The organism is Pseudomonas sp. SCPG-7, from assembly GCF_002156405.1.
Classification (GTDB): domain Bacteria; phylum Pseudomonadota; class Gammaproteobacteria; order Pseudomonadales; family Pseudomonadaceae; genus Aquipseudomonas; species Aquipseudomonas parakoreensis.
Genome location: NZ_MVOO01000001.1, coordinates 80,723 through 106,970, shown reverse-complemented (window position 1 = coordinate 106,970; position 26,248 = coordinate 80,723). Strand labels below are relative to the sequence as shown.

31 protein-coding genes are annotated in these 26,248 nt (G+C 60.9%); 17 read left to right on the top strand and 14 right to left on the bottom strand.

What is annotated here, in order from left to right:
* Positions 1-80: 80 nt before the first annotated feature.
* Positions 81-680 carry a DUF6338 family protein gene (locus B1722_RS00595; protein WP_086790887.1) on the bottom strand — a complete coding sequence of 200 codons (600 nt, stop codon included), beginning with the start codon at positions 678-680 and terminating at the stop codon, positions 81-83.
* Between the two features lie 188 nt (positions 681-868).
* Positions 869-1,204 carry a hypothetical protein gene (locus B1722_RS00590; protein ID WP_041062809.1) on the bottom strand — a complete coding sequence of 112 codons (336 nt, stop codon included), beginning with the start codon at positions 1,202-1,204 and terminating at the stop codon, positions 869-871.
* 186 nt (positions 1,205-1,390) lie between these two features.
* On the opposite strand from B1722_RS00590, the gene B1722_RS00585 reads away from it, so the two are divergent.
* Complete coding sequence (locus B1722_RS00585) at positions 1,391-1,630, top strand: hypothetical protein (RefSeq protein ID WP_041062819.1); 240 nt, start codon at positions 1,391-1,393, stop codon at positions 1,628-1,630.
* 58 nt (positions 1,631-1,688) lie between these two features.
* On the opposite strand, the gene B1722_RS00580 is transcribed toward B1722_RS00585, so the two are convergent.
* Positions 1,689-1,886, bottom strand: a complete 198-nt coding sequence (locus B1722_RS00580; RefSeq protein WP_086790886.1) for a DUF2188 domain-containing protein — start codon at positions 1,884-1,886, stop codon at positions 1,689-1,691.
* A gap of 221 nt (positions 1,887-2,107) precedes the next feature.
* Here B1722_RS00580 and B1722_RS00575 point away from each other — a divergent pair, with 221 nt between their 5' ends.
* Positions 2,108-2,470, top strand: a complete 363-nt coding sequence (locus B1722_RS00575) for an NUDIX hydrolase (RefSeq protein ID WP_041062825.1) — start codon at positions 2,108-2,110, stop codon at positions 2,468-2,470.
* 4 nt (positions 2,471-2,474) lie between these two features.
* On the opposite strand, the gene B1722_RS00570 is transcribed toward B1722_RS00575, so the two are convergent.
* The 3 genes from B1722_RS00570 to B1722_RS00560 form a co-directional block, all read right to left on the bottom strand.
* Positions 2,475-2,717, bottom strand: a complete 243-nt coding sequence (locus tag B1722_RS00570; protein WP_041062828.1) for a DUF1652 domain-containing protein — start codon at positions 2,715-2,717, stop codon at positions 2,475-2,477.
* Positions 2,718-2,826: 109 nt separating this feature from the next.
* A complete protein-coding gene (locus tag B1722_RS00565; protein WP_086790885.1) occupies positions 2,827-3,726 on the bottom strand; it encodes a polysaccharide deacetylase family protein in 900 nt (299 codons plus the stop codon).
* A 131-nt stretch (positions 3,727-3,857) separates the two neighbouring features.
* Positions 3,858-4,805 carry an ABC transporter substrate-binding protein gene (locus B1722_RS00560; protein WP_086790884.1) on the bottom strand — a complete coding sequence of 316 codons (948 nt, stop codon included), beginning with the start codon at positions 4,803-4,805 and terminating at the stop codon, positions 3,858-3,860.
* Between the two features lie 292 nt (positions 4,806-5,097).
* Here B1722_RS00560 and B1722_RS00555 point away from each other — a divergent pair, with 292 nt between their 5' ends.
* From B1722_RS00555 to B1722_RS00540, 4 genes are all read left to right on the top strand, one after another.
* A complete protein-coding gene (locus B1722_RS00555) occupies positions 5,098-6,084 on the top strand; it encodes an aliphatic sulfonate ABC transporter substrate-binding protein (protein WP_086790883.1) in 987 nt (328 codons plus the stop codon).
* Between the two features lie 60 nt (positions 6,085-6,144).
* On the top strand, positions 6,145-6,990 hold the full coding sequence (locus tag B1722_RS00550; RefSeq protein WP_086790882.1) for an ABC transporter permease: 846 nt from the start codon (positions 6,145-6,147) through the stop codon (positions 6,988-6,990).
* Positions 6,991-7,038: 48 nt separating this feature from the next.
* Positions 7,039-7,719, top strand: coding sequence for an SOS response-associated peptidase (locus tag B1722_RS00545; RefSeq protein WP_086790881.1), 681 nt, complete (start codon positions 7,039-7,041; stop codon positions 7,717-7,719).
* Between the two features lie 349 nt (positions 7,720-8,068).
* Complete coding sequence (locus tag B1722_RS00540) at positions 8,069-8,341, top strand: hypothetical protein (protein WP_047294946.1); 273 nt, start codon at positions 8,069-8,071, stop codon at positions 8,339-8,341.
* A gap of 45 nt (positions 8,342-8,386) precedes the next feature.
* On the opposite strand, the gene B1722_RS29510 is transcribed toward B1722_RS00540, so the two are convergent.
* From B1722_RS29510 to B1722_RS00530, 3 genes are all read right to left on the bottom strand, one after another.
* The gene (locus B1722_RS29510; protein ID WP_174376867.1) at positions 8,387-8,542 is read right to left on the bottom strand and encodes a hypothetical protein; all 156 of its coding nucleotides are present in this window, start codon (positions 8,540-8,542) and stop codon (positions 8,387-8,389) included.
* A 62-nt stretch (positions 8,543-8,604) separates the two neighbouring features.
* The gene (locus tag B1722_RS00535; RefSeq protein WP_174376899.1) at positions 8,605-8,916 is read right to left on the bottom strand and encodes an AzlD domain-containing protein; all 312 of its coding nucleotides are present in this window, start codon (positions 8,914-8,916) and stop codon (positions 8,605-8,607) included.
* Positions 8,916-9,614 carry an AzlC family ABC transporter permease gene (locus B1722_RS00530; protein WP_027612977.1) on the bottom strand — a complete coding sequence of 233 codons (699 nt, stop codon included), beginning with the start codon at positions 9,612-9,614 and terminating at the stop codon, positions 8,916-8,918. Before B1722_RS00530 ends, B1722_RS00535 begins: the two co-directional genes overlap by 1 nt.
* 152 nt (positions 9,615-9,766) lie before the next feature.
* Here B1722_RS00530 and B1722_RS00525 point away from each other — a divergent pair, with 152 nt between their 5' ends.
* Positions 9,767-10,153: a DUF2784 domain-containing protein gene (locus B1722_RS00525; protein ID WP_086790879.1), complete on the top strand. Its 387-nt coding sequence runs from the start codon at positions 9,767-9,769 to the stop codon at positions 10,151-10,153.
* Here B1722_RS00525 and B1722_RS00520 read toward each other — a convergent pair.
* Positions 10,150-10,677 carry a DUF3087 domain-containing protein gene (locus tag B1722_RS00520; protein WP_086790878.1) on the bottom strand — a complete coding sequence of 176 codons (528 nt, stop codon included), beginning with the start codon at positions 10,675-10,677 and terminating at the stop codon, positions 10,150-10,152. The two genes, B1722_RS00525 and B1722_RS00520, sit on opposite strands and share 4 nt — an antisense overlap.
* Positions 10,678-10,900: 223 nt before the next feature.
* Here B1722_RS00520 and ppnN point away from each other — a divergent pair, with 223 nt between their 5' ends.
* The gene (ppnN, locus tag B1722_RS00515; protein WP_041062856.1) at positions 10,901-12,274 is read left to right on the top strand and encodes a nucleotide 5'-monophosphate nucleosidase PpnN; all 1,374 of its coding nucleotides are present in this window, start codon (positions 10,901-10,903) and stop codon (positions 12,272-12,274) included.
* Between the two features lie 189 nt (positions 12,275-12,463).
* Here ppnN and B1722_RS00510 read toward each other — a convergent pair whose 3' ends face one another.
* Positions 12,464-13,858 carry an FAD/NAD(P)-binding protein gene (locus tag B1722_RS00510; RefSeq protein ID WP_086790877.1) on the bottom strand — a complete coding sequence of 465 codons (1,395 nt, stop codon included), beginning with the start codon at positions 13,856-13,858 and terminating at the stop codon, positions 12,464-12,466.
* Positions 13,859-14,422 carry a helix-turn-helix domain-containing protein gene (locus tag B1722_RS00505; RefSeq protein WP_047598262.1) on the bottom strand — a complete coding sequence of 188 codons (564 nt, stop codon included), beginning with the start codon at positions 14,420-14,422 and terminating at the stop codon, positions 13,859-13,861.
* A gap of 85 nt (positions 14,423-14,507) precedes the next feature.
* Between B1722_RS00505 and B1722_RS00500 the strand changes: the two genes are divergently transcribed.
* The 7 genes from B1722_RS00500 (at position 14,508) to B1722_RS00470 (ending at position 21,716) form a co-directional block, all read left to right on the top strand.
* Complete coding sequence (locus B1722_RS00500) at positions 14,508-15,446, top strand: DMT family transporter (protein WP_086790876.1); 939 nt, start codon at positions 14,508-14,510, stop codon at positions 15,444-15,446.
* 212 nt (positions 15,447-15,658) lie between these two features.
* Complete coding sequence (locus tag B1722_RS00495) at positions 15,659-18,577, top strand: monovalent cation/H+ antiporter subunit A (protein WP_041062868.1); 2,919 nt, start codon at positions 15,659-15,661, stop codon at positions 18,575-18,577.
* Complete coding sequence (locus B1722_RS00490; protein WP_003225953.1) at positions 18,577-18,921, top strand: Na+/H+ antiporter subunit C; 345 nt, start codon at positions 18,577-18,579, stop codon at positions 18,919-18,921. The genes B1722_RS00495 and B1722_RS00490 overlap by 1 nt, the downstream gene beginning before the upstream one ends.
* Positions 18,918-20,597, top strand: coding sequence for a monovalent cation/H+ antiporter subunit D (locus B1722_RS00485; RefSeq protein ID WP_086790875.1), 1,680 nt, complete (start codon positions 18,918-18,920; stop codon positions 20,595-20,597). The genes B1722_RS00490 and B1722_RS00485 overlap by 4 nt, the downstream gene beginning before the upstream one ends.
* Positions 20,594-21,082 carry a Na+/H+ antiporter subunit E gene (locus B1722_RS00480; RefSeq protein WP_086790874.1) on the top strand — a complete coding sequence of 163 codons (489 nt, stop codon included), beginning with the start codon at positions 20,594-20,596 and terminating at the stop codon, positions 21,080-21,082. The genes B1722_RS00485 and B1722_RS00480 overlap by 4 nt, the downstream gene beginning before the upstream one ends.
* Positions 21,079-21,357, top strand: a complete 279-nt coding sequence (locus B1722_RS00475) for a K+/H+ antiporter subunit F (RefSeq protein ID WP_003225959.1) — start codon at positions 21,079-21,081, stop codon at positions 21,355-21,357. The genes B1722_RS00480 and B1722_RS00475 overlap by 4 nt, the downstream gene beginning before the upstream one ends.
* Positions 21,354-21,716 carry a Na+/H+ antiporter subunit G gene (locus tag B1722_RS00470; protein ID WP_047294967.1) on the top strand — a complete coding sequence of 121 codons (363 nt, stop codon included), beginning with the start codon at positions 21,354-21,356 and terminating at the stop codon, positions 21,714-21,716. Before B1722_RS00475 ends, B1722_RS00470 begins: the two co-directional genes overlap by 4 nt.
* 145 nt (positions 21,717-21,861) lie before the next feature.
* On the opposite strand, the gene B1722_RS00465 is transcribed toward B1722_RS00470, so the two are convergent.
* Positions 21,862-22,302: a DUF3995 domain-containing protein gene (locus B1722_RS00465; protein WP_047294968.1), complete on the bottom strand. Its 441-nt coding sequence runs from the start codon at positions 22,300-22,302 to the stop codon at positions 21,862-21,864.
* Positions 22,303-22,396: 94 nt separating this feature from the next.
* Between B1722_RS00465 and B1722_RS00460 the strand changes: the two genes are divergently transcribed.
* Together B1722_RS00460 and B1722_RS00455 are read left to right on the top strand one after the other, a co-directional pair.
* On the top strand, positions 22,397-22,786 hold the full coding sequence (locus tag B1722_RS00460; RefSeq protein ID WP_041062885.1) for a DUF2946 domain-containing protein: 390 nt from the start codon (positions 22,397-22,399) through the stop codon (positions 22,784-22,786).
* Between the two features lie 92 nt (positions 22,787-22,878).
* Entirely contained in the window at positions 22,879-25,011 is a 2,133-nt protein-coding gene (locus B1722_RS00455; protein ID WP_041062888.1) for a TonB-dependent siderophore receptor, read from the top strand.
* A gap of 157 nt (positions 25,012-25,168) precedes the next feature.
* Here the strand turns inward: B1722_RS00455 and B1722_RS00450 are convergent, their stop codons facing one another.
* Positions 25,169-26,185 carry an ABC transporter substrate-binding protein gene (locus tag B1722_RS00450; protein ID WP_041062891.1) on the bottom strand — a complete coding sequence of 339 codons (1,017 nt, stop codon included), beginning with the start codon at positions 26,183-26,185 and terminating at the stop codon, positions 25,169-25,171.
* Positions 26,186-26,248: the final 63 nt, after the last annotated feature.

Below are 26,248 nucleotides of genomic sequence, written 5' to 3'. Positions count from 1 at the left end.
ATCCAACGGTTTTCCGTCTGGCCCAAAGAACAGGTGTTCATATTTCTTTGGCATTGGTTGTGGTGCTCGGGCGCTCATAATCAATCCTCTGATGCCGGGCTGAATTCAACCCATTTAACCTTCGCGGAATCTATCAACAAATATTCGGCGCCAAAAGGCGCCACATTGCCATCTTCATGCAGCCAACGCGGCTTATGGATCACGAACTGACCGTTGGCTGATTCCGGCGGCCACTCGGCCGGCCAACCAAGTACGCGCCTTTCGTCATGCAAATGCAGGGTAATGAGTCGATCAAGTTGGGCGAATGCGCAGAACCATTCGCTTGGGTAAGAAGATTGTTTCGTTACGTTTCTGCTACGCAACCAACCATGTAGCTTGTCATTGGTCGCCAGACAACAGGACAGCAATCCAAGTACCAGCGAACAAAAGAATGCCCAAGACGTCTGCGCCTTGCCATCCCATATTCCTACGGAAACCCCCTTCATCCCCACCCACAAAAGGATCTCGCCAATACTTGTTACCACCCCATGAATCACAAACGTAAAAATCAACGCCTGCACAATCTGCCCAAACGTATCAGGTCGCTTGAATGAAGTGAGCGTGTAGAAAATCCAGGTCGAGACAAATCCGGGAATCAGATACTGCAACAACGGAATAACTTCTTTGACCAGATCATCCATGATCCGTGGCTCCTTTAAAGGCATGCCCCACTGGTTACCGGGCAGCACTCAAAAGCCTAGCGCACACTGGAAAACGCCTCGTGCCGATCTGTCACAACGCATTTCGCAAATTCACAAAGCAAAAAAGCAGAAACCATTGCTCCGGTTTCTGCTTTTCTGGCGGCGGGTTCTGCAGCTGAGGCTGTGCTTTACAGGCAGTCACGCACCGATTTGCGCAACGACCCGGACTTGGCCCATGGCGGTCCCTGATACAGGGAAACCCGGCTGCCGTCCTTGTACTTGATGATGTCAAGAATCTCGTCGGCGGTAACAATGCTCGGTGCCGTGATCCGGTAACCATTGGAAATCGCGGTCTGCGTGGTCTTCGGAATGTCCTGCTGCCACAACGGCAACAAGCACGCGGCATAGTCTTTAGGCGCCTTGGTGGTGGTCTTGCTGAGATTCGGCTCGCCCGGAACCAGCGATGCTGGCAATGAGCAACCCGCCAGCAATGCCAACGCCAAACTCCCGATCCATATCCGCATGGTGTTTCCCTGTTTTGAAAAAAAGCGAATGTAACGTGTAACCGGATGTACATCCAGCGCGACGCCTCTCCCACAAGGGGGATTGGACAAATATTTACATGCATCCAGCCCGGTGGCAGACGAGCTGCGCATCATCGCTGAAAAATGCGGCTACTCTGTTTTACCGAGAATGTTCCGGAGGTGATCATGCGGCTCAATGAATACGAACACGAACTTCAACGCGACCTGCAAGCCGTTGCATCGGATCTGAGATGGTCGGCGGTCGACCTCAAGCGCATTGCCGAACAGCTGCGCAAGAGCGGCAATGAAGCCGATGCCCAAGCGGTTCTGAGGTCTTGTGAGGTGCTGCAAAGTGATGAAGAACGCTTGCAGTCCTATGCCAAGGAAGTGAAGACGCGCTCCATCAGCCGGATCAAGGTTCACTGATCCCCCTGCCCTCGACAAAAGCCCCGGTCATCACCGGGGCTCTTTCGTTACATCTGCTTCAATTTGCAGTGTGACTTCGCGCTCGCGCCGAGCGTTGTCTGTAACCCGGCAACGCAGCGGCGTAGGCCAGCGCTTCCTCTCTGCTACCAAACGATGCCAGCCGGTCGCCTTGGGTACAAACCCGCCAAGGGCCGTTATTCACGCTGAGTACGTCGTAGCCGTTCATGTGCATTTTGTTCAGAACAAGAATGCTCATGGGTACCTCCTTTTTGCTGACGGTGGTTTCAGCTGAGCTTTTTTACCTTACACCCTGTTGTCGCAGATGTGCCGACCGGGTGTCGCGACAGTCATGTGCCAAAGGTCTGGCACTTTCCGCCTCGCCACCCGCTCAAACCTTGACGGAACCTTTGAATCCGGGCCCGGCTCGAATATTGCAGTTTTATTTCATTTATGTGACACGCAACAAACAGGTAACAGATGAAAGTACGCGCAACCGTCATCTGCGAGCAGGATCGACACGTTCTCCTGGTCCGCAAACCCCGCTGTCGCTGGACATTGCCCGGCGGCAAGGTCGAGCCTGGGGAAACCAGAGCCGGGGCGGCGACGCGCGAGCTGCAGGAGGAAACCGCACTGGATGCCGAGCAAATGTTGTATCTGATGGAACTGCACAGCGGCAGCACCCAGCATCATGTCTACGAGGCTTCGGTGCTCGACCTTGAGCAGTTGCGCCCGCAAAACGAGATCATCGAATGCATCTGGCATCCGCTGGACGCGGTGCAGAATCTGCCCACCAGCGACGCGACCTTGCGCATCGTGCAGGCATTTCAACGACGCTTGTGAGGTTTCAACCGGCAAACGCCCGGCGCCCGGCGCTGATTTCCGTGCGCAATTCGCCGATGAAGTTGGAAAGATCGCGGATCGTCACCAGATGCTCCGGCGAAACCCCATTGAGCAACAACTCGACTCGCCCGGAGTCAGGCTCATAAACCTTGATCCGCAGCAGTCCCTGCTCCACTTGTGTGCATTCGCATTCAAGCGACGGAAAGCCGGACTCGACAATCCGGCAGATGTCGGCAATGGCTAACATGGGTACACGCCTCGCAGGCGTTGAGTCGGTCGACCCGTTGAGCATAGATGAGCCATCAGCAACCTGCCGCCCTGGCAATTGCCAACCCGCTCACATATTTGACCCCGTCTCAGTGCGCGTCGTGATCCCAGATCCAGTTCCAGATGCCCGGCAACTGCACCGGCTGCGAACTCTGCTGAACGGTGCGCGCCAGCGCCGCTTTCTGTAGCGCCGCGTGATCATCGTAGAACGGTTTGTCCGCCAGTTTCACGCCCGTGGCGGCGGCGCTGTCGAGCAGGATTTGCAGGTATTCACCGGTATGCCGCGCGGTGTAGCGGTTGAGGTCATGAAAGGTCACCACCACCGGAATGACGCCGTCCACGGTTGGTAATTCACCGCGGGCAATGCGCGCGCGGACTTCCGATAGCTGGCGCAGCATATTCGCCCGACGTCGGGGGCTGGCGTTGAAGCCCCAGATCTTGCCGTCATTGGCGCTCAAATCGGTCAGCAACACATGCAGACCGTGTTGCTGATAGGCGGCGAAGGTGCGCTTGTCGTAATTCCAGAAGGGCGGACGCAGCAGGATCGGTGCTGCTCCGGTGATCGCGGCGATATCCGCCGTGCCGTTGCTCAACGACTGCTCCAGTTCTTGCGGATCGAGCGAGCGATGATTGGTGTGCCAATGGGTCGCGGTATGGAATCCGAGGATGTGCCCTTCGGCGTGCTCGCGCCGCATGATGCCGCGACCAATGTCACTGTTACCGGCGCGAGGTGCGCGGGTCTGGACGAAGAACACCGCTTTGATGTCCGGTTGCACCGGGTTGACCTTGAGGCTATCGAGCACGGTCGCCGACGGGTTCCACAAGCTCGAAGCGCTGGGGCCGTCATCGAACGTCAGCAGAAACCGTACCGGCGCCTGGGCCTTGAGCCGGGTTTCGGTCTGCGCGGTCATTTCGATCGGCGCGGCAATGCAGCCGGCCAGCCCGAACGCGATGGCCGCTGCACAGAGAAGATTGAACGCGTATTTCATGTTTTGCCTTGCGCCTGACCGTTGCGGTCCTGTTGTCGTCCGGCAAAACTCCCTCGCCCTGATCCATCCCTGCGCCCGGCTATTCGAGCCAGCGTTGGATAGGGTACACAGGCTTTGGTTCCAGCGCTCGCTCAGTCCGCCAATGCCTGTTGAAACGAGGTGTCGATGATCCCGGCAGTGGCCAGCGGCGCCGGCAAGGCCTTGACCTTGAACAGGAAGTCGGCGGTGCCTTGCAGGTCGACCGCCGCCTGCTGATCCACCGGCCCGACAGTCATGTGCGCCTGACGCAACCAGTGCCGCGACACCTGCTGATCGAGATTGGCCTTCTTCGCCCACAGATCCGCATATTCATCGGTGTGGCTGTCGACCCACGCCCGCGCCCGTTTCAAACGCCCAAGAAAATCGGCAATCGCCGCACGCTTGCTGTCGATCGACGGCGCCGACGCGGCAATCGCGCTGAGGCCCGGCATCAGGTTTTTCGCCGTGAGAATCGGCCGCGCACCGGAGAACACGATTTGCTGGGAGATGTACGGTTCCCACACCGGGAAAGCGTCGATGCTGCCCTGTGGCAATGCCGCCGCGGCGTCAATCGGCATCAGCTTGACGAAGTCGACGTAGTTTTCCGGCAGACCGCCCTGCTCCAGGGCGCGCAAGGTCAGCTGCTGGCTCCACGCGCCAGGCCAGTAGGCGACTTTTTTACCCTTCAGATCAGCAATGGTTTTCACCGGAGAATCCTTCGGCACCAGCAAGGCGATGGTGTCCGGGTTCTGCCGCGATACCCCGATCAGCTTCACCGGCGCCTGTTTGGCGGCGAGAAACAGAAAACCCGAATCACCGAGAAAGCCCAAATCCAGCGAGCCGGCCTGCAACGCCTCGGCCAGTGGTGCAGCGGCCTGGAAATGTTTCCAGTCGACGCTGTAAGGCGCGTCTTTCAACACGCCGGAGGCTTCGACCGAGGCACGGATGTTGTAGTAGTTCTGATCACCGACGTGCAGGACCAACGACTCTGCGGCGTAGGAAAGCGGTGCGCTGAACAGTCCAGCAATCAGTGTGATTCGCAAGAATTTGGAGAGCTTCATGGCGGGTCCTGCAATGGGATTTGCATAGACGATAACGCTCTTGATTGGCGCTTTTTAAATTCGATTAATGCATAAGCTCAGCACACCGAATGCTCACTGTTCGCTGCGCAACAATGCGATACCAGCGTGTTGCCCCAACAACAGTTGAAAGCCGTCAAACCCGGCGAAAACCCCGTAAACATTGGCTGATACACACATGGCACAGAGCCTGCAATATTCCATTCATGCAGGAAGCAGCCATTTAAAAGATATTTTTGGACATAAAAAACAGTGCCTTTGCCGGAGCGCCGCCATGACATCCCTCTCACCTTTTTTCCGCCTCAAAACGCTGCTGGTTGCCAGCGCCATGGCGCTAAGCCTGCAACCGCTGGCTCACGCCACCGAAACGGCACCCGCCGAAGTTCATCTGGACTACGCCTACTACTCACCGGTCAGCCTGGTGCTCAAGCATTTCGGCTTCCTCGAAAAAGCCCTGCCGCAGACCAAAGTCAGTTGGGTGATCAGCCAGGGCAGTAACCGTTCGCTGGAATATCTGAACAGCGGCGGCGTCGATTTCGCCTCCAGCGCCAGCCTTGCTGCAGTGCTGAGCCGCGCCAACGGCAGCCCGATCAAATCGGTCTATGTTTACAGCCGCGCCGAATGGACTGCGCTGGTGGTGCGCAAGGATTCGCCGTACCAGAGCGTCGCCGACCTCAAAGGCAAGAAAATCGCCGCCACCAAAGGCACCGATCCCTACCTGTTCACCCTGCGCAGCCTGCAACAGGCCGGGCTGAAGAAAGACGACGTGGAACTGGTGCACCTGCAACACCCGGACGGCCGCACCGCGCTGGAAAAAGGTGATGTGGACGCCTGGGCCGGACTCGATCCGCACATGGCCGCCAGTCAGGTGCAGGCCGGTTCGCGTCTGCTGTACCGCAACCCGGCGTTCAACAGTTACGGCGTGGTCAGCGTCACCGAGCAGTACGCCAAGGAGCATCCGCATACCATCGACACGGTGATCAAAGCCTACGAGCAGGCGCGACAATGGGCGCTGCAAAATCCCGACGAGTTCGCCGCCCTGCTCGCCAAGGAATCCGGCCTGCCGCTGTACGTGGCCAAACTGCAGTTGTCGCGCACCGACTTGAGCAGCCCGCAACTGACCGCCAACGACGTGCAGGCGTCCAAGGCGGCGGCACCGATTCTGGTGTCCGAGGAATTGGTGCGGCGCGGGGTCAACGTCGATCAAGTCATCGATCAGTTGCTCGACAGTGGTGTGCAGCAAGCCGTCGCCCGCCAATAACCGACCAGACTCACAGCCCATCCGCGTCCGCTGCGGATTCGCTGTGAGCGGAGCTCATGTATGACCACTCGCAGTAACGAACTGCCCGCCCCTCCTCGGCGCTTGTCGAGGCCGCGAGCGTCATCCCTCAACCCGACATGGCGACGGCACTTCAAAGGTCTGGCCCTGCCGCTGCTGATCGTAGTCGTCCTGGAGTTCATCGTGCGTCTCGGCTGGCTGCCGTCCTACCAAATGCCGGCCCCCAGCGAGATCGCCCTGACCCTCACCGACCTCGCCGAAGGCGCGCTGTGGAAACACATCGGCGCCAGCCTGATCCGCGTGTTGCTCGGGTTTGCAATTGGCGCCAGCCTGGCGCTGGTGTTCGCCGCCTGGGTCGGCCTCAGTCGTGAGGCCGAGGCGTATCTGGAACCGATGTTCGCCGCGCTGCGTTCGATTCCGAGTCTGGCCTGGGTGCCGCTGTTGCTGCTGTGGCTGGGCATCGATGAAACCTCGAAAATCGTATTGATCGCCATCGGCGCGTTCTTTCCGGTGTACGTCAACGTGGTCGCGGCGATTCGCAACATCGATCGGAAACTGGTCGAGGTCGGGCGCATTTATGGCTTCAGCCGCCTGCAACTGGTACGGCGGATTCTGTTGCCGGCCGCCCTGCCCGGCCTGTTCACCGGGCTGCGCAGCGGCATGAGTCTGGCGTGGATGTTTCTAGTGGCCGCCGAGCTGATCGCCGCGACCAAAGGCCTGGGCTATCTGCTCAGCGACGGCCGCGAAACCTCGCGACCGGACATCGTGCTGGCAGCGATCATCGTGCTCGCCGTGCTCGGCAAACTCAGCGATGGCGTGCTCGCGCTGCTGGAGCGCCGCTGGCTGGTCTGGCGCGACACGTTCACCGGTCAGGCGGCACAGGACTGATTGGCCAGAGCCAACTAAGCTGAAAGCGTGCAACCGGAGATTCAGCGCATGTGCGGAAGACTCTCGCAGTACCGTGGCATTCACGACTTTGTCGCGGTGCTGAGCATTCCCGATGCGCTGATCAATCACGTCGGCGACGCCGCGCTGGAACACTACAACGCGGCGCCGACCACGTCACTCGCCATTCTTCATCAATATGATCAACGCCTGTATGCCGACAACCTGCGCTGGGGCTGGCGTCCGCACTGGGCCAAAGACCGCGCGGCGCCGATCAACGCCCGTGTGGAAAAAGTCGCCCATGGCCCCTTCTTCCGGGCGATCTGGCGTCATCGGTTGATCGTGCCGGTCGACAATTGGTTCGAATGGGTCGACGGCCCGGATAACACCCGACAGCCGTGGCTGATCCGGCGTGCCGATCACGGGCCGGTGTTCTGTGCGGCCATCGGCCAGTTTCCGACACCCGGCAACGACGCCCGGGACGACGATGGTTTCGTGATCATCACCGCCGACAGCGTCGGCGGCCTGCTCGATATCCATGATCGCCGCCCGGTGGTGTTCCGCCCGGAGCTGGCTGCCGAGTGGCTGGACCCGGCAACACCGACCGAACGTGCCGAACAGATGTTGCTGTTCGAAGGTGAAGCCAGCGAGGCATTTGCCTGGCACAAGGTTGGCAAAGCCGTCGGCAATTCGCGCAATCAGGGCGCCAACCTCATTGAAGAAGTGGCTTAAAGATCCGTGATCTCACGCGTTTAACCTGTAGGAGCTGCCGCAGGCTGCGATCTTTTGATTTTTAATTTTTTAAAAGCAAGATCAAAAGATCGGAGCCTGCGGCAGCTCCTACAGGTGATTACAGGTGATACTCGATCTTTACAGCTGGTGTTTCATCGCTGAAACAGCCTCAAAAAAACAGTCGTTTGAGCGATTTAACCGCTTGTCTGACATTTCAACCGTCATACATACATTTAGATGCACTACGGATAGCATGCGCGCCGCATTTCCAATTGGCATACCAGTTGACCAAAGAGTCAACAAACCAGGAATCCCCTACAACTTTTACCAAGCCTTGCAGAGAACTAAGTTGCGCGACGATTTTGCAATCAAACAGGCCAACGGCCTGGAGTGTATTTATCTGTCCATGACAGAACGCTTTCAACTCGACTGTTTTATCGGCCACTACATCAAGACCCGAAACCTGCGTTCAGTGCCGGACATCGAACGTATTCTGCGCACCACGCTCGAGGGCTATCCCGGCCACCCACCGGTGATGGTCAATGAGCTCAATGCGTGGATCGACAAGACGCTGGGCTATCGGGCGTCACATCCGGACTTCCCGCACCTGGAAGACCTGTGAAACAACAAAAAGCCCCGCTGCTGCGGGGCTTTTTGCATGGGGCTGTCAGAATTTCACGTCGGGCCCGGTGAGTTCCTTGTCATCGTCGTGCTTCCACGTCTGTTCCTTGCGTTTCTCGCGCTCGATTTCCTCTTCGCTCGGTTCGTCCACTTCGTCGTCTACTGCCTGGTTTTCATCCGGACGCTTCTGCTCGGTCGTCATGTGAACTTCGCCTCGTCGACAATAATCATCCAATAAGCGTAGAACAGTTTTTCCCCGTCAAGTTACAACCACCAGCGCAACAAAAAGAAAAACGCCATGCTTAAAAGCATGCTGAGTAACGTATTGCGGGTGTACAGCACCAAGCCGATCGCAACCAGCGAACTCAGCAAATACGGATTATCCCACTGCACATTCAACTGTTTGTCCGGCATGAACACGATTGGCCCGCAGATCGCCGTCAACATTCCCGGTACGGCAAACCCGAGAAACTGCCGCGCGTTGCTGCTCAAACGCAGCGGCAGGCGCGGTTCGAGAAACACGTAGCGGTTGAGGAACACCAGAATCCCCATGCCGAAAATCACTGCCCAGACCATCATGTGCGCCCCCGATACAGCTTGTTGCAGACAAATCCTGCGGTCATCCCCGCCAGGCCCGACAACACCAGTGCCGAGCCCCACTGCCAATAACTGAACAGCACCGAGCAGAACAGCGACACCGCCACGCAAACCACGGTCGGCACGTTACGCACCACCGGGGTGATCAATGCGATGAAAGTGGCGGCAATCGAGAAGTCCAGGCCCAGATGCTCAAGCCCCGGAATACTGCTGCCCAGGACGATGCCGGCCAGGGTGAACAGGTTCCACGCGATGTAGAACGTCAGACCGACGCCCAAGGCATACCAGCGATTGAACTGCTGACGGTCATGCTGGCTGGTCAGGGCAAACAGTTCATCGGTGAGCAAAAAGCCCAGACCGATGCGCCAGCGCCCGGGCAGCGGCGAGATCACCGAGCGCATGCTCATTCCGTACAACAGGTGCTGCGAGGTCAGCAGCAGTGTGGTCAGCAGAATCGAGAAAATCCCGGCACCGCCCTTGAGCATGCCGATCGCCACCAGTTGCGCGGCGCCCGCGAACACAATGCTCGACAGGCCCTGCCCCTGCAGCGGTGTGAGATTGGCTTCGATCGCCATGGAGCCGGCCAGCAGCCCCCACGGCGCCGTCGCCAACGATAACGGCATGATCGCCGCAGCGCCGCGAAGAAACGCACGGCGCGGCATAAGTGAGTCAGACATAACGCTCTTCAACCGAGGAAACGGTCGCAGACTCTGCCAGCAAATGCCCCTTCGTGGCTTGAACAATCTTGCGCACTTACGCTGAATCGTCGCGCCCCGGCGTCGCTGTCGGCGTACCATGGAGCCCTTCACAACCGTGTCAGGGAGACGACATGCTGTACCGAATCGCAGCCGACGGGCTGGTGCTGTTCCATCTGTCATTCATTCTGTTCGTGCTGTTCGGCGGGCTGCTGGTGCTCAAGTGGCCACGCCTGATGTGGCTGCATCTGCCGGCGGCTGCATGGGGCGTGGCGGTCGAGGTGTTGCACCTGACTTGTCCGCTGACCTACTGGGAAAACCTGATGCGCCACGCCGCCGGGCAGACCGAATACGCCGGCGGCTTCATCGAGCACTACATCTGGCCGATCATCTACCCCGCAGGTCTGACGCCACAGATCCAGTTGGCACTGGGCAGCGTGGTGCTGGTGGTCAATTTGCTGGTCTACGGGCGTCTGGCCCGTGCGTGGAAACTGCGCCGCGCCAGCCGTATTCCGTTTTAACGAGCGGCGGGTTTCAAGGCTTGCAGCCAGGCCGGATCCAGGCGCTTCTGGTCGATCTCCAGACCCAGCGCCTGCATCCGCTCCTGGTGCGCTGCGACCTCCCGCTGCAACTGCGCGTGATCGCTGGAGTTACCGTCCAGTTCGTGCATCTGGGTCAAACCCAGATGATAGAAACGCAGCACCTTCATTGCCGTCGGATCGTTTTGTTCAACGGCCGCTGTCACCTGATGCATCACGTTGGTCACACTCATCAGGCTGCGCTTGAGCCGCCAGCTATACACCGCTGGGGCCATCCACGGCTGCTGCCAGAACTGCCCGCGCATCAGCGCCGCCGTCAGCAGAAACGCGACGAACACTCCGCCGACATTGAAACGCAGATTATCGCCGCCGGGTTCACCGAACAGTGCCACCGCCGCCGTCGAAAGCGCCATCGCCAACACCAGGAACAGCACGGCAATGATCAGCGTGCTGCGACGGGTCTGCTGGCGAAACGTTGCTGGGTCCATCGGCTGGATCTCGAACATCAGGCATGACTTCCTTGAACGATAAAAAGGGCAACGGAAAAAACTCGTTGCGCATTATCGCCTCTGTGCACGATTTAGCTATGCTGGGGGCCCTTTTCATCTTTTCAGCGTCCAACGGGGACATGGCGGTACAGCGCAGATCGTGCCATCTTCATTCATGGATACACACTATTCGGATGCCATTTGCCTGCCATTGGAATGACATCGTTTTAAGGATCATTGCATGACCCAACGACACGTAATCAACGCCTCGGTCAGCCCGAAAGGCAGCCTGGAAACCCTTTCTCAACGTGAAGTGCAGCAACTGAGCGAAGCCGGATCCGGCAGCACCTACACCCTCTTCCGCCAGTGCGCCCTGGCCATCCTCAACACCGGCGCGCATGTCGACAACGCCAAGACTATCCTCGAAGCCTACAAGGACTTCGAAATCCGCATTCACCAGCAGGATCGCGGCGTGCGCCTCGAACTGCTGAACGCCCCGGCAGACGCGTTCGTCGACGGCGAAATGATTGCCAGCACCCGCGAGATGCTGTTCAGCGCCCTGCGTGACATCGTCTACACCGAAAACGAACTCGACAGCCAACGCATCGACCTCAGCACCTCGCAAGGCATCAGCGACTACGTGTTCCACCTGCTGCGCAACGCGCGCACCTTGCGCCCGGGTGTCGAGCCGAAAATCGTCGTGTGCTGGGGCGGTCACTCGATCAACACCGAAGAATACAAATACACCAAGAAAGTCGGCCACGAACTGGGCCTGCGCAGCCTCGACATCTGCACCGGTTGCGGCCCCGGTGTAATGAAAGGCCCGATGAAGGGCGCGACCATCGCCCACGCCAAGCAGCGCATTCACGGTGGGCGCTACCTCGGCCTGACCGAACCGGGGATCATCGCCGCTGAAGCGCCGAACCCGATCGTCAATGAGCTGGTGATCCTGCCGGACATCGAAAAACGTCTGGAAGCGTTCGTGCGTGTCGGCCACGGCATCATCATCTTCCCGGGCGGCGCCGGCACCGCCGAAGAGTTCCTGTACCTGCTGGGTATCCTGATGCATCCGGACAATCAGGGCCTGCCGTTCCCGGTGATTCTGACCGGGCCGAAACATGCCGCGCCGTATCTGGAGCAACTCGATGCGTTCGTCACCGCCACCCTCGGCGATGCGGCGAAGCAGCACTACGAGATCATCATCGACGACCCGGCCGAAGTCGCGCGGCAGATGACTGCCGGCCTCAAAGCGGTGAAGCAGTTCCGCCGCGAGCGCAACGACGCGTTCCACTTCAACTGGCTGCTGAAGATCGACGAAAGCTTCCAGCGTCCGTTCGATCCGACCCACGAGAACATGGCCAACCTCAAGCTGCACCGCGACCAGCCGCCCCACGAACTGGCCGCCAACCTGCGCCGCGCGTTCTCCGGGATCGTCGCCGGCAACGTCAAGGACAAGGGCATCCGCTTGATCGAGGAACACGGGCCGTACCAGATCCGTGGTGACGCAGCGATCATGCAACCGCTTGATGCGCTGCTCAAAGCCTTCGTCGCCCAGCACCGGATGAAACTGCCGGGCGGCGCGGCGTATGTGCCGTGCTATCGCGTGGTGGCGTAACTCTTCCGGCCGCCCAATGTGGGAGCGGGCTTGCCCGCGAAAGCGGTGTGTCAGGCAACATTGATGTTGACTGGCACGGCCTCTTCGCGAGCAAGCTCGCTCCCACAGGATCTGTTGCGTGGCGCACAGGTTATTTACAAGCAGAGTCACTTGTGGGAGCGAGCTTGCTCGCGAAAGACCAGCATCACGTTATCCCGCCAATCGCGCCGCCAACGCCCTGGCCTGCAACGCCACATCCGTCACTGCCGTACTTTCCCACCACATTCCGCGTAGAGGTGGGCCCATGGCGAACAAACGGCTGGCGACTTGCCCTTCAGCGTCCAGCACCGCGCCGTCCACCGCTGCGGTAATCCCCAACGCCAACGGTCCCGGACGCACCAGCCCACGCGCCAGCAACTGCTGCGGCAACGGTCGCGCCACCCGCCGCCAGTCATACTCGATGCCACTGGAATTGATCAGCGCTGCGCCGTGTACCACGCGAGTCTCAGACTCACCGCGTGGCCGAATGCGAATGCTGACACCATTCTGCGTACTCGGCTCAAGCCCCTTGAACGACGCTGCCTGAATCCGCAACCGTCCCTCGTTGTGTAAGCGCTCAACCAACGCCGCACTCAACGGTGGCGAACGGTGATGATGACTCTCCCACCATGGCCGCACATGGCGTACGAATTGTCTTCGCTGCACGTCAGTCGCCTGACTCCACAGCCGGCCGATATTCGCTCGCACGGTGTCCAGCGGCGCCTGCCAGTCGATGCCTTGGGCAATGGCGTCACGGCAATGCCTGCGCAGTTCGTGCAGCAACTGTCGCGGCGTGCGAATGCCCGGATCTTGCGCAAGGAAATCCACCCACGCCGGCGGTTGTCGACGTACATGGGGCAACAGTCCATGGCGGGAAAACACTTCGATCGGCCCGCGATGCCCGGCCTGCTCCAGCGAAACCACGGCATCGACCATGGTCAGCCCGGAGCCGATGATCAGCACGGTTGACTGCGGATCGAGCTGGCGCATGGCCGCGACGTCCCACGGATCAAGCGCAGCGGCATTCAGGCCGCTGGAATCCTTCTGTGGCGTGCGCGCGGCGGGGAACATGCCCGTGGCGAGCACGGCACAGGCGCCGTTCAGGTGCTGCCCATCGTTCAAGGTCAGTTGCACCGAATCAGCATCGGTTTGCAGATCGACGACTTCGGCGCGAACGTGCTCGACGGTCGAACCGTGTCGCGCACCAACGACTCGCGCCTCGGCCAGGCGCTGCTGCACATACACGCCAAACAGCCCGCGCGGCGGGAACAGTTCACTGATCGGCACGTTCTGCTCGGCAGACTCCGGCCAGCCGCCAGCGGCAATGTGCGCAGTCAGCCATTGGGTCAAGTCATCAGGGTTGTCCGGGTCGACACTCATGCGCGCCGCATTGCCGTTGAGCGTGTGGCCCAGTTCGACGGCGCTGTAGGCTTCGCCACGGCCGAGTTCGGCGCGCGGTTCGATGATCAGGATCCGCCGCTGGCCGGGCAGTCGCAGCAATTGCACGGCCAACATCGTGCCGCTGAGGCCACCGCCGATGATCAGGATGTCTGCGCTCCGGGCCATTCAAATCACCACATTGCGCACAAAGCGCACCGCCACCGGCCCGTCATTGCGATAGCCGTGCGGCTGGTTGCTGGCAAACATGAAAAACTCGCCAGTCGCAATGGTATTGGTTACTTCACCCACCGTTAACGTCAGGCAACCTTCGAACACATAGATCTGCTCACTCCAGCCATCGGCGTCGGGTTGCGACGGGTAGACCTCGCCCGGTTGCAGGCACCATTCCCACTGTTCGACTTCACGGGTGGCGGTGGCCTTGGACAGCAGCACCGCTTTGCTCCCGGGAATCACCCCGGCCCACGCCACTTCGTTGATGCGACTGGTATCGCGCGCGTCGGGGGCCTGGATCAGGTCGCTGAAGGCTACATCGAGCGCTTCGGCGACGCGGTCGAGGGTGGTCAGGCTGACATTCTTTTCCCCGGCCTCGATCGCCACCAGCATGCGCCGACTGACGCCGGACTTTTCGGCCAGCGCGGTCTGGCTCATGTCAGCAGCGTGGCGCAGGCGCCGAACATTGTGGCTGACGTGTTGCAGGACGGACGCCCGTTGGCTGGAATCTTTGTGCACTATATTGCTCACTCGGTGGGGTTGGGCAGTATACTGCGCAACGTTGGGCGCATTGTGCGTCCTGCCTTTTATAGTGCGCAAGGTCATGACGTCAGTGAACAGCTCCCCCACCCCTCTTCGCTTCTCCCGCTTCAGCAAGGCCGAGTGCGTGCTGGTGCTGATCACCATGGTCTGGGGCGGTACGTTCCTGCTGGTGCAACACGCCATGACCGTCAGCGGCCCGATGTTCTTCGTCGGCCTGCGCTTTGCCGCTGCGGCCGCCATTGTCGCGCTGTTTTCCTGGCGCCACTTGCGCAACCTGACCCTGTTCGAACTCAAAGCCGGCACCTTCATCGGCGTGGCGATCATGCTCGGTTACGGCCTGCAAACCGTTGGCCTGCAAACGATCCCGAGCAGCCAGTCGGCATTCATCACCGCGTTGTACGTGCCCTTCGTGCCGTTGCTGCAATGGCTGGTGCTGGGCCGTCGGCCGGGGCTGATGCCGAGCATTGGCATCATGCTGGCATTTACCGGGTTGATGTTGTTGTCCGGGCCGTCCGGGGCTGCGCTGAATTTCAGCCCCGGCGAAATCGCCACGCTGATCAGCGCCATCGCGATTGCCGCCGAGATCATTCTGATCAGCACCTATGCCGGCCAGGTCGATGTACGCCGGGTGACCGTGGTGCAACTGGCAGCGACCTCGGTGCTGTCATTCCTGCTGGTGGTGCCGACCGGTGAGGCACTTCCGGATTTTTCCTGGACGCTGCTGGTGACCGCACTAGGACTCGGCGCGGCGAGTGCGGCGATTCAGGTGGCGATGAACTGGGCGCAGAAAAGCGTTTCGCCGACCCGGGCAACGTTGATCTATGCCGGTGAGCCGGTGTGGGCCGGGATCGTCGGGCGGATCGCCGGGGAGCGCTTGCCGGCGATTGCCTTGGTGGGTGCAGGGTTGATTGTCGCGGCGGTGATTGTCAGTGAGTTGAAGACCAAGGGTAAGGTTGACGAAGCAGTTGAAGGTGCCTTGGAGAACGACAGCGGTAATTGAAAGCGAAGATCAAAAGATCGCAGCCTGCGGCAGCTCCTACACGGAATGCATATCCCTGTAGGAGCTGCCGCAGGCTGCGATCTTTTTCCCCTTGAAACACAGCCAAAGCCCATTTTTCAGACTACTTTGTAGGATTCTGAGACATCCTCGGGTTTGGTAATCAGGGAGCTGGCACGTATGATGCTTCACAAACTTCCGCAGATTAGAAGCCTATGTCCCTGATAGTTCTACTGCTTCTGCCATTCATTGGCAGCTGTCTGGCAGCGGTGCTGCCACACAATGCGCGTAATACCGAATCCCTGTTGGCAGGTCTGGTCGCTCTGATCGGCACCGTGCAGGTCGCGCTGTTGTACCCGCAAATCGCCCACGGCGGCGTGATCCGCGAAGAATTCATGTGGCTGCCCAGCCTCGGTTTGAACTTCGTCCTGCGCATGGACGGTTTCGCCTGGCTGTTCTCGCTGCTGGTGCTGGGCATCGGCGCCCTCGTCTCTTTATATGCGCGTTATTACATGTCGCCGGACGACCCGGTGCCACGTTTCTTCGCCTTCTTCCTGGCGTTCATGGGCGCCATGCTCGGCCTGGTGATCTCCGGCAACCTGATCCAGATCGTGTTCTTCTGGGAGCTGACCAGCCTCTTCTCGTTCCTGCTGATCGGCTACTGGCACCACCGCTCCGATGCCCGGCGTGGCGCCTATATGGCGCTGATGGTCACCGGCGCCGGGGGACTATGCCTGCTGGCGGGGGTCATGATTCTCGGCCATGTCGTCGGCAGCTATGACCTGGACAAGGTCCTGGCCGCCGGCGATCAGATTCGCGCACATGCCCTCTACCCCATCCTGCTTCCCCTCATCCTCATCGGCGCCCTCAGCAAAAGCGCTCAGTTCCCTTTCCACTTCTGGCTGCCGCACGCCATGGCGGCGCCCACCCCGGTTTCGGCTTATCTGCACTCGGCGACCATGGTCAAGGCCGGGGTGTTCCTGCTCGCACGCCTGTGGCCGTCGCTGTCCGGCAGTGAAGAATGGTTCTACATCGTCAGCGGCGCCGGCGCGTGTACGCTGTTGCTCGGCGCCTACTGCGCGATGTTCCAGAACGACCTCAAGGGTCTGCTGGCCTATTCGACCATCAGCCATCTGGGCCTGATCACCTTGCTGCTGGGCCTGAACAGCCCGCTGGCGGCAGTCGCGGCGGTGTTCCACATTCTCAACCACGCGACCTTCAAGGCCTCGCTGTTCATGGCCGCCGGGATCATCGACCACGAGAGCGGCACCCGAGACATCCGCAAGCTCAGCGGCCTGATCAAACTGATTCCGTTCACCGCGACCCTGGCGATGGTTGCCAGCGCGTCGATGGCCGGCGTACCGCTGCTCAACGGCTTCCTGTCGAAAGAAATGTTCTTCGCCGAAACCGTGTTCATCAACGCCACCGCATGGGTTGAAGCGACACTGCCGATTGTCGCAACCATCGCCGGCACCTTCAGCGTCGCCTACTCGCTGCGCTTTACCGTCGACGTGTTCTTCGGCCCGACCGCCACCGACCTGCCGCACACCCCGCACGAACCGCCGCGCTGGATGCGTGCACCGGTCGAGTTGCTGGTGTTCACCTGCCTGATCGTCGGGATTTTCCCGGCGCAAGTGGTCGGTCCGCTGCTCGCGGCCGCCGCTCTGCCGGTAGTGGGTGGAACGCTGCCCGAGTACAGCCTGGCCATCTGGCACGGTCTGAATGCGCCGATGATCATGAGTCTGATCGCCATGTCCGGCGGCATCGTGGTTTATCTGTTGCTGCGCAATCAGCTCAAGCGTGGCCGCTTCAAATACCCGCCGCTGGTAGGTCGCTTCAACGGCAAGCGGCTGTTCGAGCGCAGTCTGGTGCTGATGATGCGCATGGCCCGCCGGGTAGAACGTCGACTCGGCACCCGCCGCCTGCAGATGCAACTGTTCCTGATGGTATTGGCGGCAGTGCTCGCCGGCCTGATCCCGATGCTGCACAGCCAGCTGAGCTGGGGCGACCGGCCGAAGATTCCGGGCTCCATCGTGTTCGTGACTCTGTGGCTGCTGGCAATCGCCTGCGCCCTCGGCGCCGCATGGCAAGCCAAGTATCACCGTCTCGCCGCCCTGACCATGGTCAGCGTCTGCGGGTTGATGACCTGTGTGACCTTCGTCTGGTTCTCGGCGCCGGATCTGGCCCTGACACAACTGGCGGTGGAAGTGGTGACCACGGTGCTGATCCTGCTCGGCCTGCGCTGGTTGCCGCGACGCATCGAAGAAGTCTCGCCACTGCCGTCGAGCCTGCGCAAGGCCCGGGTGCGGCGCCTGCGCGACTTGCTGTTGTCGATTGCGGTCGGCGCCGGCATGGCGTTGCTGTCCTACGCGATGCTGACGCGGCAGACGCCCAACGACATTTCCTCGTTCTACCTCAGCCGGGCCATGCCCGAGGGCGGTGGCAGCAACGTGGTCAACGTGATGCTGGTGGACTTCCGTGGCTTCGATACCCTGGGTGAAATCACCGTGCTGGTGGCCGTGGCGCTGACCGTGTTCGCCCTGCTCCGGCGTTTCCGCCCGCCGAAAGAAAGCCTGCAACTGCCGGCCCAGCAACGCCTGCTCGCGCCCGACGTGGTCACCGATCTGGTCAACCCGCGCAGCGCCAGCGATACCGCGCTCGGCTTCATGATGGTGCCGGCGGTGCTGGTGCGCCTGTTGCTGCCGATTGCGCTGGTGGTGTCGTGCTATCTGTTCATGCGCGGTCACAACCAGCCGGGCGGCGGTTTCGTCGCCGGACTGGTGATGTCGGTGGCGTTCATCCTGCAATACATGGTCGCCGGGACGCAGTGGGTCGAGGCGCAAATGAGCCTGCGACCGCTGCGCTGGATGGGCACCGGGCTGCTGTTCGCCACCGCCACCGGTCTCGGGGCGATGGCGGTCGGTTACCCGTTCCTGACCACCCACACCTGGCATTTCGCCTTGCCGCTGCTGGGCGACATCCATATCGCCAGCGCGCTGTTCTTTGACATCGGCGTGTACGCCGTGGTCGTGGGCTCGACGCTGCTGATCCTCACCGCTCTCGCCCACCAATCGGTGCGTGGTCACAAGACCGCGTCGCTGCCCAAGTCCGTCGCCAGCAAAGGAGCCGTCTGATGGAAGAAGTCATCGCAATCGCCATCGGCGTCCTCGCCGCCTCCGGCGTGTGGCTGGTGCTACGGCCACGGACGTTCCAGGTGGTCATGGGCCTGTGCCTGTTGTCCTACGCGGTCAACCTGTTCATCTTCAGCATGGGCAGCCTGTTCATCGGTAAAGAGCCGGTGATCAAGGACGGCGTGACCCAGGACCTGCTGCACTACACCGATCCGCTGCCACAGGCACTGGTGCTGACCGCAATCGTCATCAGCTTTGCCATGACCGCCCTGTTCCTGGTAGTGCTGCTGGCGTCGCGGGGCCTGACCGGCACCGACCACGTCGACGGCCGGGAGCCCAAGGAATGATGGCGATGGCTCACCTGATCGCCGCACCGATCCTGCTGCCGCTGCTGACCGCCGCCATCATGTTGATGCTCGGCGAGAAGCATCGGCCGCTGAAGGCGAAAATCAATCTGTTCTCCAGCCTCGTCGGCCTGTTCATTTCGGTGATGCTGCTGCAATGGACGCAAACCACCGGCGTGCCCGGTTCCATCGGCGTGTACCTGCCGGGCAACTGGCAGGCGCCGTTCGGCATCGTGCTGGTGGTCGATCGCCTGTCGGCATTGATGCTGGTGCTGACCGGGATCATCGGCGTCAGCGCCCTGCTGTTCGCCATGGCGCGCTGGGATGGCGCGGGCTCGAGCTTCCACGCGTTGTTCCAGATTCAGCTGATGGGCCTGTACGGCGCGTTCCTCACCGCCGACCTGTTCAACCTGTTCGTGTTCTTCGAAGTGCTGCTCGCGGCCTCTTATGGCCTGTTGCTGCACGGCTCGGGCCGGGCGCGGGTATCGTCGGGCCTGCATTACATCTCGATCAACCTGCTGGCCTCGTCGCTGTTCCTGATTGGCGCGGCGCTGATCTACGGCGTCACCGGCACCCTGAACATGGCCGATCTGGCGCTGAAGATCCCGCTGGTGCCGGAAGCCGACCGTGGCTTGCTGCATGCTGGCGCGGGGATTCTTGCGGTGGCGTTTCTGGCCAAGGCCGGCATGTGGCCGCTGAACTTCTGGCTGGTGCCGGCCTACTCCTCGGCCAGCGCACCGGTCGCGGCGATGTTCGCGATCATGACCAAGGTCGGCGTCTACACCCTGCTGCGCCTGTGGACGCTGCTGTTCTCCGGCCAGGCCGGGGCATCGGCGTTCTTCGGTGGTGACTGGCTGATCTATGGTGGCATGGCGACCATCGCCTGCGCCGCGCTGGCGATTCTGGCTGCGCAACGCCTGGAGCGCATGGCCAGCCTGAGCATTCTGGTGTCGGCGGGGATTCTGCTGTCGGCGGTGGGTTTCGCCCAGCCGAACCTGATCGGCGCGGCGCTGTTCTATCTGGTCAGCTCGACGCTGGCCCTGAGTGCGCTGTTCCTGCTGGCGGAGTTGATCGAGCGGTCGCGTTCGGCCAACGAAATCCCGCTGGAGGATGAAAGCGAACTGCTGCCGCGTCCGCAGGAATCCCTGCAACCGCCCAAGGGCATCAACCTCGATGACGAGCAGAAAGCCGTGGTCGGCCAGGTCATTCCGTGGACCATGGCGTTTCTCGGCCTGAGCTTCATTGCCTGCGCACTACTGATCATCGGCATGCCGCCGCTGTCCGGGTTCATCGGCAAACTCAGTCTGATCGGTGCGCTGCTCAATCCACTGGGGCTGGGCGATGAAGCGCCGATTTCCAACGCGTCCTGGGCGTTGCTGGCGCTGCTGATCCTCTCCGGGCTGGCCTCTCTGATGGCGTTCGCGCGCATGGGTGTCCAGCGTTTCTGGACGCCGGAAGAGCGCCCTTCACCGCTGCTGCGCAAACTCGAATGTGCGCCGGTTTTCCTGTTGCTGGGGCTGAGCATCGCCCTGACCTTCAAGGCCGAACCGCTGCTGCGCTATACCCAGGCCACCGCCGAAGCGCTGAACAACCCGCAGCAATACGTGATGGCCGTGCTCGGCACCCGCGCCGTACCAAGTCCGGAAGCCAAAGCCGCGATGCTGGAGGTGCAGCCATGAAGCGCGTGTTCCCGGCTCCGCTGCTGTCACTGGCTTTATGGGTTTTGTGGCTGACACTCAACCTCTCCGTCAGCCCGGGCAACCTGCTGCTCGGCGCGATACTCGGGTTCGCCGCACCGTTGATGATGCGCAAGCTACGCCCGAAACAGGTGCGTATTCGCCGCCCGCTGACAATTCTGCGCCTGTTCGTGATGGTCGGCCGTGACGTGATCCTCTCCAACCTGATCGTCGCCTGGGGCGTGCTCAACGCCGGTCGCCGACCGCCACGCTCGCGCTTCGTCAAAGTGCCGCTGGACCTGCGCGACGCCAACGGTCTGGCCGCGCTGGCGATGATCTGCACCGTGGTGCCCGGCACCGTGTGGTCGGAGCTGGCGCTGGATCGCAGCATTCTGCTGCTGCACGTCTGGGATCTGGATGACGAATCGCACTTCATCCACCACTTCAAGACTGCCTACGAGCAGCCGTTGATGGAGATTTTCGAATGAGCCCGTTGCTGTCGAACGCGATTCTGCTGACGCTGTTCCTGTTCTCGCTGGCGATGGTCCTGACCCTGATCCGCCTGTTCAAGGGGCCGTCGGCGCAGGATCGAGTCCTGGCACTGGATTATCTGTACATCGTCGCCATGCTGATGATGCTGACGCTGGGCATTCGTTATTCCAGTGACACTTACTTCGAGGCAGCACTGCTGATCGCGCTGTTCGGCTTCGTCGGTTCATTTGCCCTGGCGAAATTCCTGCTGCGTGGCGAGGTGATCGAATGACTGCGCAATTGTCGTTGTGGGTCGAGATTCCGGTGGCCATTCTACTGGTGCTCAGCGGAGTGTTTGCGCTGCTTGGCGCGGCCGGCTTACTGCGTATGAAGGATTACTTCCAGCGCATGCATCCACCGGCGCTGGCCTCTACGCTGGGCGCATGGTGCGTGGCGCTGGCGTCGATCATCTGCTTTTCGGCACTCAAGTCCGGGCCGGTGATGCATGCCTGGCTGATCCCGATTCTGCTGGCGATTACTGTGCCGGTGACCACGTTGCTGCTGGCGCGGGCGGCGTTGTTCCGCAAGCGCATGGCCGGGGATGATGTGCCGGCTGAGGTGAGCAGCCGCAGGACCGAGAGTGGGAGTTAATTCGGCGGTGTCTGGACAGGCCTCTTCGCGGGCAAGCCCGCTCCCACAGGGTTTTGGATGGAGTCCGTTACTTGTGAACACCCACAATCACTGTGGGAGCGGGCTTGCCCGCGAAGAGGCCGGTACTGCCAACACATGAACCGGGTCAGACCCAAGCCACCGCCAGCAACCCCGCCCCCAACAACAGGCACAGCGGCGAATACACCCAGGTATCCAGCCGCGCAAACCGCGACCCCTTCACTTCCTTGAAAAATCCCACCAGATGCGAATCGCCTATCGCCCGGGCAAACATCAGTAACGCAATCGCACTGATCACCCACTGCAGCGCCTTGTGATGCACCGGTGGCATGCCCCAGCCGACCCGCATGCACACCAGCGCGGCGATCACCAATAACGCTGCCGCCACCAATAGCGTGATCCAGCCAGACGGTTTGAATGCCGGTCGCACCGTCGCCACCAGTCCTTGCACCGGCACTTGCGGTACCGCCGCCACCGCCGCCCATTGCCCACCCAGCGCCCAGTACACGTGTACCAGGGCGATTGCCGCAAATATCGTCACCAGCCATTGAGCCAACACAAAGGTCATGGTCGAGAATCCTTTCTGGGGATTTGAACAAAACATCCTAGTCGGCATTTTTTGAAGTGCACGACCGATCGGCGGTACGGTAAAGTGCCGCCCCATGAAATTCACCCGTTCCGATCGCTCACTGCTGGCCTGGATGCTCTATTGCTGCGTCCTGTTCAACGTGTTCGCCTGCAGCATCGGTCACGGACAAATGGTCGGGATGCAGCTCAACGGCATCGGCGGGCAGTTCTGTACGGTCGACCCGGCCTCGCAAGCGCCGCTGACCAGTAATCCCAGCGAAGAACAACTGCCGACCCTGTCGAAGGCGTTCGGCTGCCCGCTGTGCTCGGTCGGCGGCGGCATGGGCCCGGCGTTCAACTCCAGCCTGACCCTCGCGGTGCTGCCCGAGCACCACAGCCCGCCGCTGGCGCCCATCGTCAGCGCCGACCTCCCTGCCCGCTTCACCTGGCCTTCGGCCAACCCTCGCGCCCCACCGCTCGCCTGAGTGTCCTTGCCTTTTTGATTTTTCAGCTCACTGCGCCAACGCGCGGCGTTTGCCTGTGCGCTGACTCCTAGACAAGCATTCAGGATTCAACGATGAAACATATTCCTCTACTGGCCAGCCTGTGCGGCTGCCTGTCCCTTAACGCCTGGGCGCAACCCACCGTGGATCTGGCGCCGATCACCATCGACGGCGAATCCACCAGCGAACCGGGCCTGAGCCTCGATCAATCCAGCGGCATGGCTTCGCGTCTCGGCTTGAGCGTGCGCGACACACCTGCGTCAGTGGCCGTCGCCAACCGCAACGACATCGAGCGCCACGGCGCACAGAACTTCCAGGACGCCGCCAACACCCTGCCCGGAGTCAATGCCAGCGCGCCGCCTGGCTTTGGCGGATTCGTCTCCTACCGTGGTTTCACCAGCAGCCAGATCACCCAGATGTTCAATGGCATCAACGTCTCCGGCGGTCTCGCCCGACCGGTGGATTCATGGATCTATGACCGAGTCGAACTGGTGGGCGGTCCTTCATCGCTGATCAACGGCGCAGGCTCGGTCGGCGGTTCGCTGAACTACGTCACCAAACTGGCAACCCGCGAAGAACAAGCCGCTGAAGGGCGTGTCAGCTACGGCAGCTACGACACCACCGAAACCGCGTTCGGCCTCAACCATGCGCTGACCGAACCGAACGCCGACGTGCAGCACTACGCGCGCCTCGATGTCAGCCACAACACCAGCAACGGCTACATTGACCGCCAGGAACGCGATGCCTGGAGCGTGGCGTTTTCGTTGCTCAGCGACCTTACGCCGGACCTGTCGCACACGCTGGCCCTGGAATATCAAGACGAACACGAAGACAGCCCGTACTGGGGCACGCCGGTGCTCAACCCCAAGGCTGGCGAATTGAAGATCGACAAACACAACCGCTTCAACAACTACAACGTCGAGGACGGGCGCTACGAACAGCGCACGATCTGGGTGCGCTCGATCATCGATTACCGGATCAACGACAGCACCACCCTGCGCAACACGCTGTATCACCTCGACAGCCAGCGCGACTACCGCAACCTCGAGACCTATCAGTACAACGCTGACAACACGGCGGTGAACCGCTCCACCGCGTATCAAGTGCGGCATCAGGGTGAGCAGAACGGCAACCAGTTCGAACTGCGCCACGACAACAGGTTTTTCGGTCTCGACACGACGTGGTCCGGTGGTTTCGAGTACAAGGTCAACCAGACCACCAACTCGCCGCTGAATATCAAAGGCGCGAGCACCGTCGATCCGAACAACTACCGCCCGGGGCATTTCTACGATATTCCCGGCACCAACCCGGCGCTGATCAGCGACAAGACCAACGAAGTCACGACCAAAGCGCTATTCGCGGAAAACCGTCTGGCCCTGACCGACAAACTGGCGCTGCTCACCGGCCTGCGCTACGACGACATCGACCTCGACGTGACCAACCATCGCACGGTGACGGCCACCAACCCCAAGCACCTCAAACGCAGCTGGGAGCCGGTCACCGGGCGCGTCGGCCTGACCTACCAGTTCATCCCGTCGGCCAACGTCTACGTGCAATACAGCACCGCCGCCGAACAACCGAACGGCACGCAGGACTTCGATGTTTCAACCGGTAAACAGTGGGAAATCGGCAGCAAGTTCGACTACCTCAATGGCCGTGGCTCGGCGACAGTTGCCGCCTACACCATCGAGCGCAAGGACTTCGCCGTGACTGACCCGCTGGACCCGACCAGCAGCATCCCGGTCGGTCAGCAAACCTCGAAGGGCATCGAGATCGCCAGCTCCCTGCGGATCACCGACAAGCTGTTGGCCGAAGGCAACTTCGCCTGGGTCGATGCGCAGTACGACGACTTCACGGAAAAGAATGCCGCCGGCGTGGTGGTGTCGCGCAAGGGCAACACACCGACCAACGTCCCGGACCGGGTCGGCAATCTGTGGCTGACTTATGATTTTTCGCCGCAATGGCAAGGAGGGGTCGATGCGCGGTATGTGGCGTCAGTGTATGCGGACACGGCGAACACCATGACCGTGCCGTCGTACACACTGTTCGGCGGCTTCCTCAGCTACAAGGTCGACTCGCACACCACCGTTACCGGTCGGGTGCGCAACCTGACCAACGAGGTGTACGCCGAGTTTGCGCATGTATCACCGGCTTACTATCTGGGTACGCCGCGCACCTTTGAATTGGCGGTGCAGACTCGATTCTGAGTCGACACATAACCTGTGGCGAGGGAGCTTGCTCCCGCTGGGCTGCGAAGCAGCCCTGAAATCGGCTGACGCGGTTAATCATTAAAACCGCATTTCACGAGATAGCGACTGCTCCGCAGCCGAGCGGGAGCAAGCTCCCTCGCCACAGATGCCCGGCTTATTTCAGTTCGGCCGCGACCTTGTCCGCCACATCCTTCGGCAGCCACGCCTGCCACACCTCTGGATGCGCCTTCATGAATGCCTCAGCGGCCTCCCGTGGCGCGGTGTGTTTTTCGCTCATTTCGGCCAGCGCCTTGTTCAGCGGCGCGATCGGGAAATCCACTTTGCTGAAGAACTCGGTAATCTGCGGATACTGCTTCTGGAACGGCGTAGACACGCCAATCGACAGTTTCGAAGCCAGCGAACGAGTCGGTTTCGGATTGGGGTTATCGGCATCGGTCAGGGTCTTCCACGCTTCGGCATCAAACGGTGGCTCTTCCAGTTGCACCAGTTTGAATTTGCCCAGCAACGGTGTCGGCGACCAGTAATAGAACAGCACCGGTTTGCCCCGGCGGATCGAAGAACTGATCTCGGCATCCAGCGCCGCACCCGACCCGCTGCGGAAGTTGGTGTAGTCATCCTGCAGGCCATAAGCGGTCAGCTTCTGCTTGTTCACCACTTCCGAGGTCCAGCCAATCGGGCTGTTGAGAAAACGGCCCTTGCTCGGGTTTTCCGGGTCCTTGAACACGTCCTTGTATTGCTTCAGGTCACTGACGCTGCGCAGATTTGGCGCCAGCGGCTTGATACCCTTGGCCGGGTCACCCTTAATCACGTACTCCGGCACCCACCAGCCTTCCGTAGCGCCCTTGACCGTATCACCGAGACTGGCGACCTTGCCCTCCGCCTCGGCCTTGACCCACACCGGACTGCGCCCGGCCCACTCCTCGCCAATGACCTGAATGTCATTGTTGGCCAGCGCCGTTTCCAGGGTGATGGTGGTGCCCGGCAGCGTATCCGTCGGCAAGCCGTAACCTTTCTCGACGATGATCCGCAGGACATCGGTGATCAGGCTGCCGCTTTCCCAGTTCAGGTCGGCAAAATGGATGGGCGTTTGCGCCGCCGTCACCGGTTGTGCCGATGTCAGCACACCAAACGTGACCATGCTGGCGGCCAGTAGCCGTCGAAATCCTTTCATGCTTTTGCACCTCGTGCTGTTCACAGCAATAGCAGGATGGCCTGGCAGAAGACCGCAAGCCTC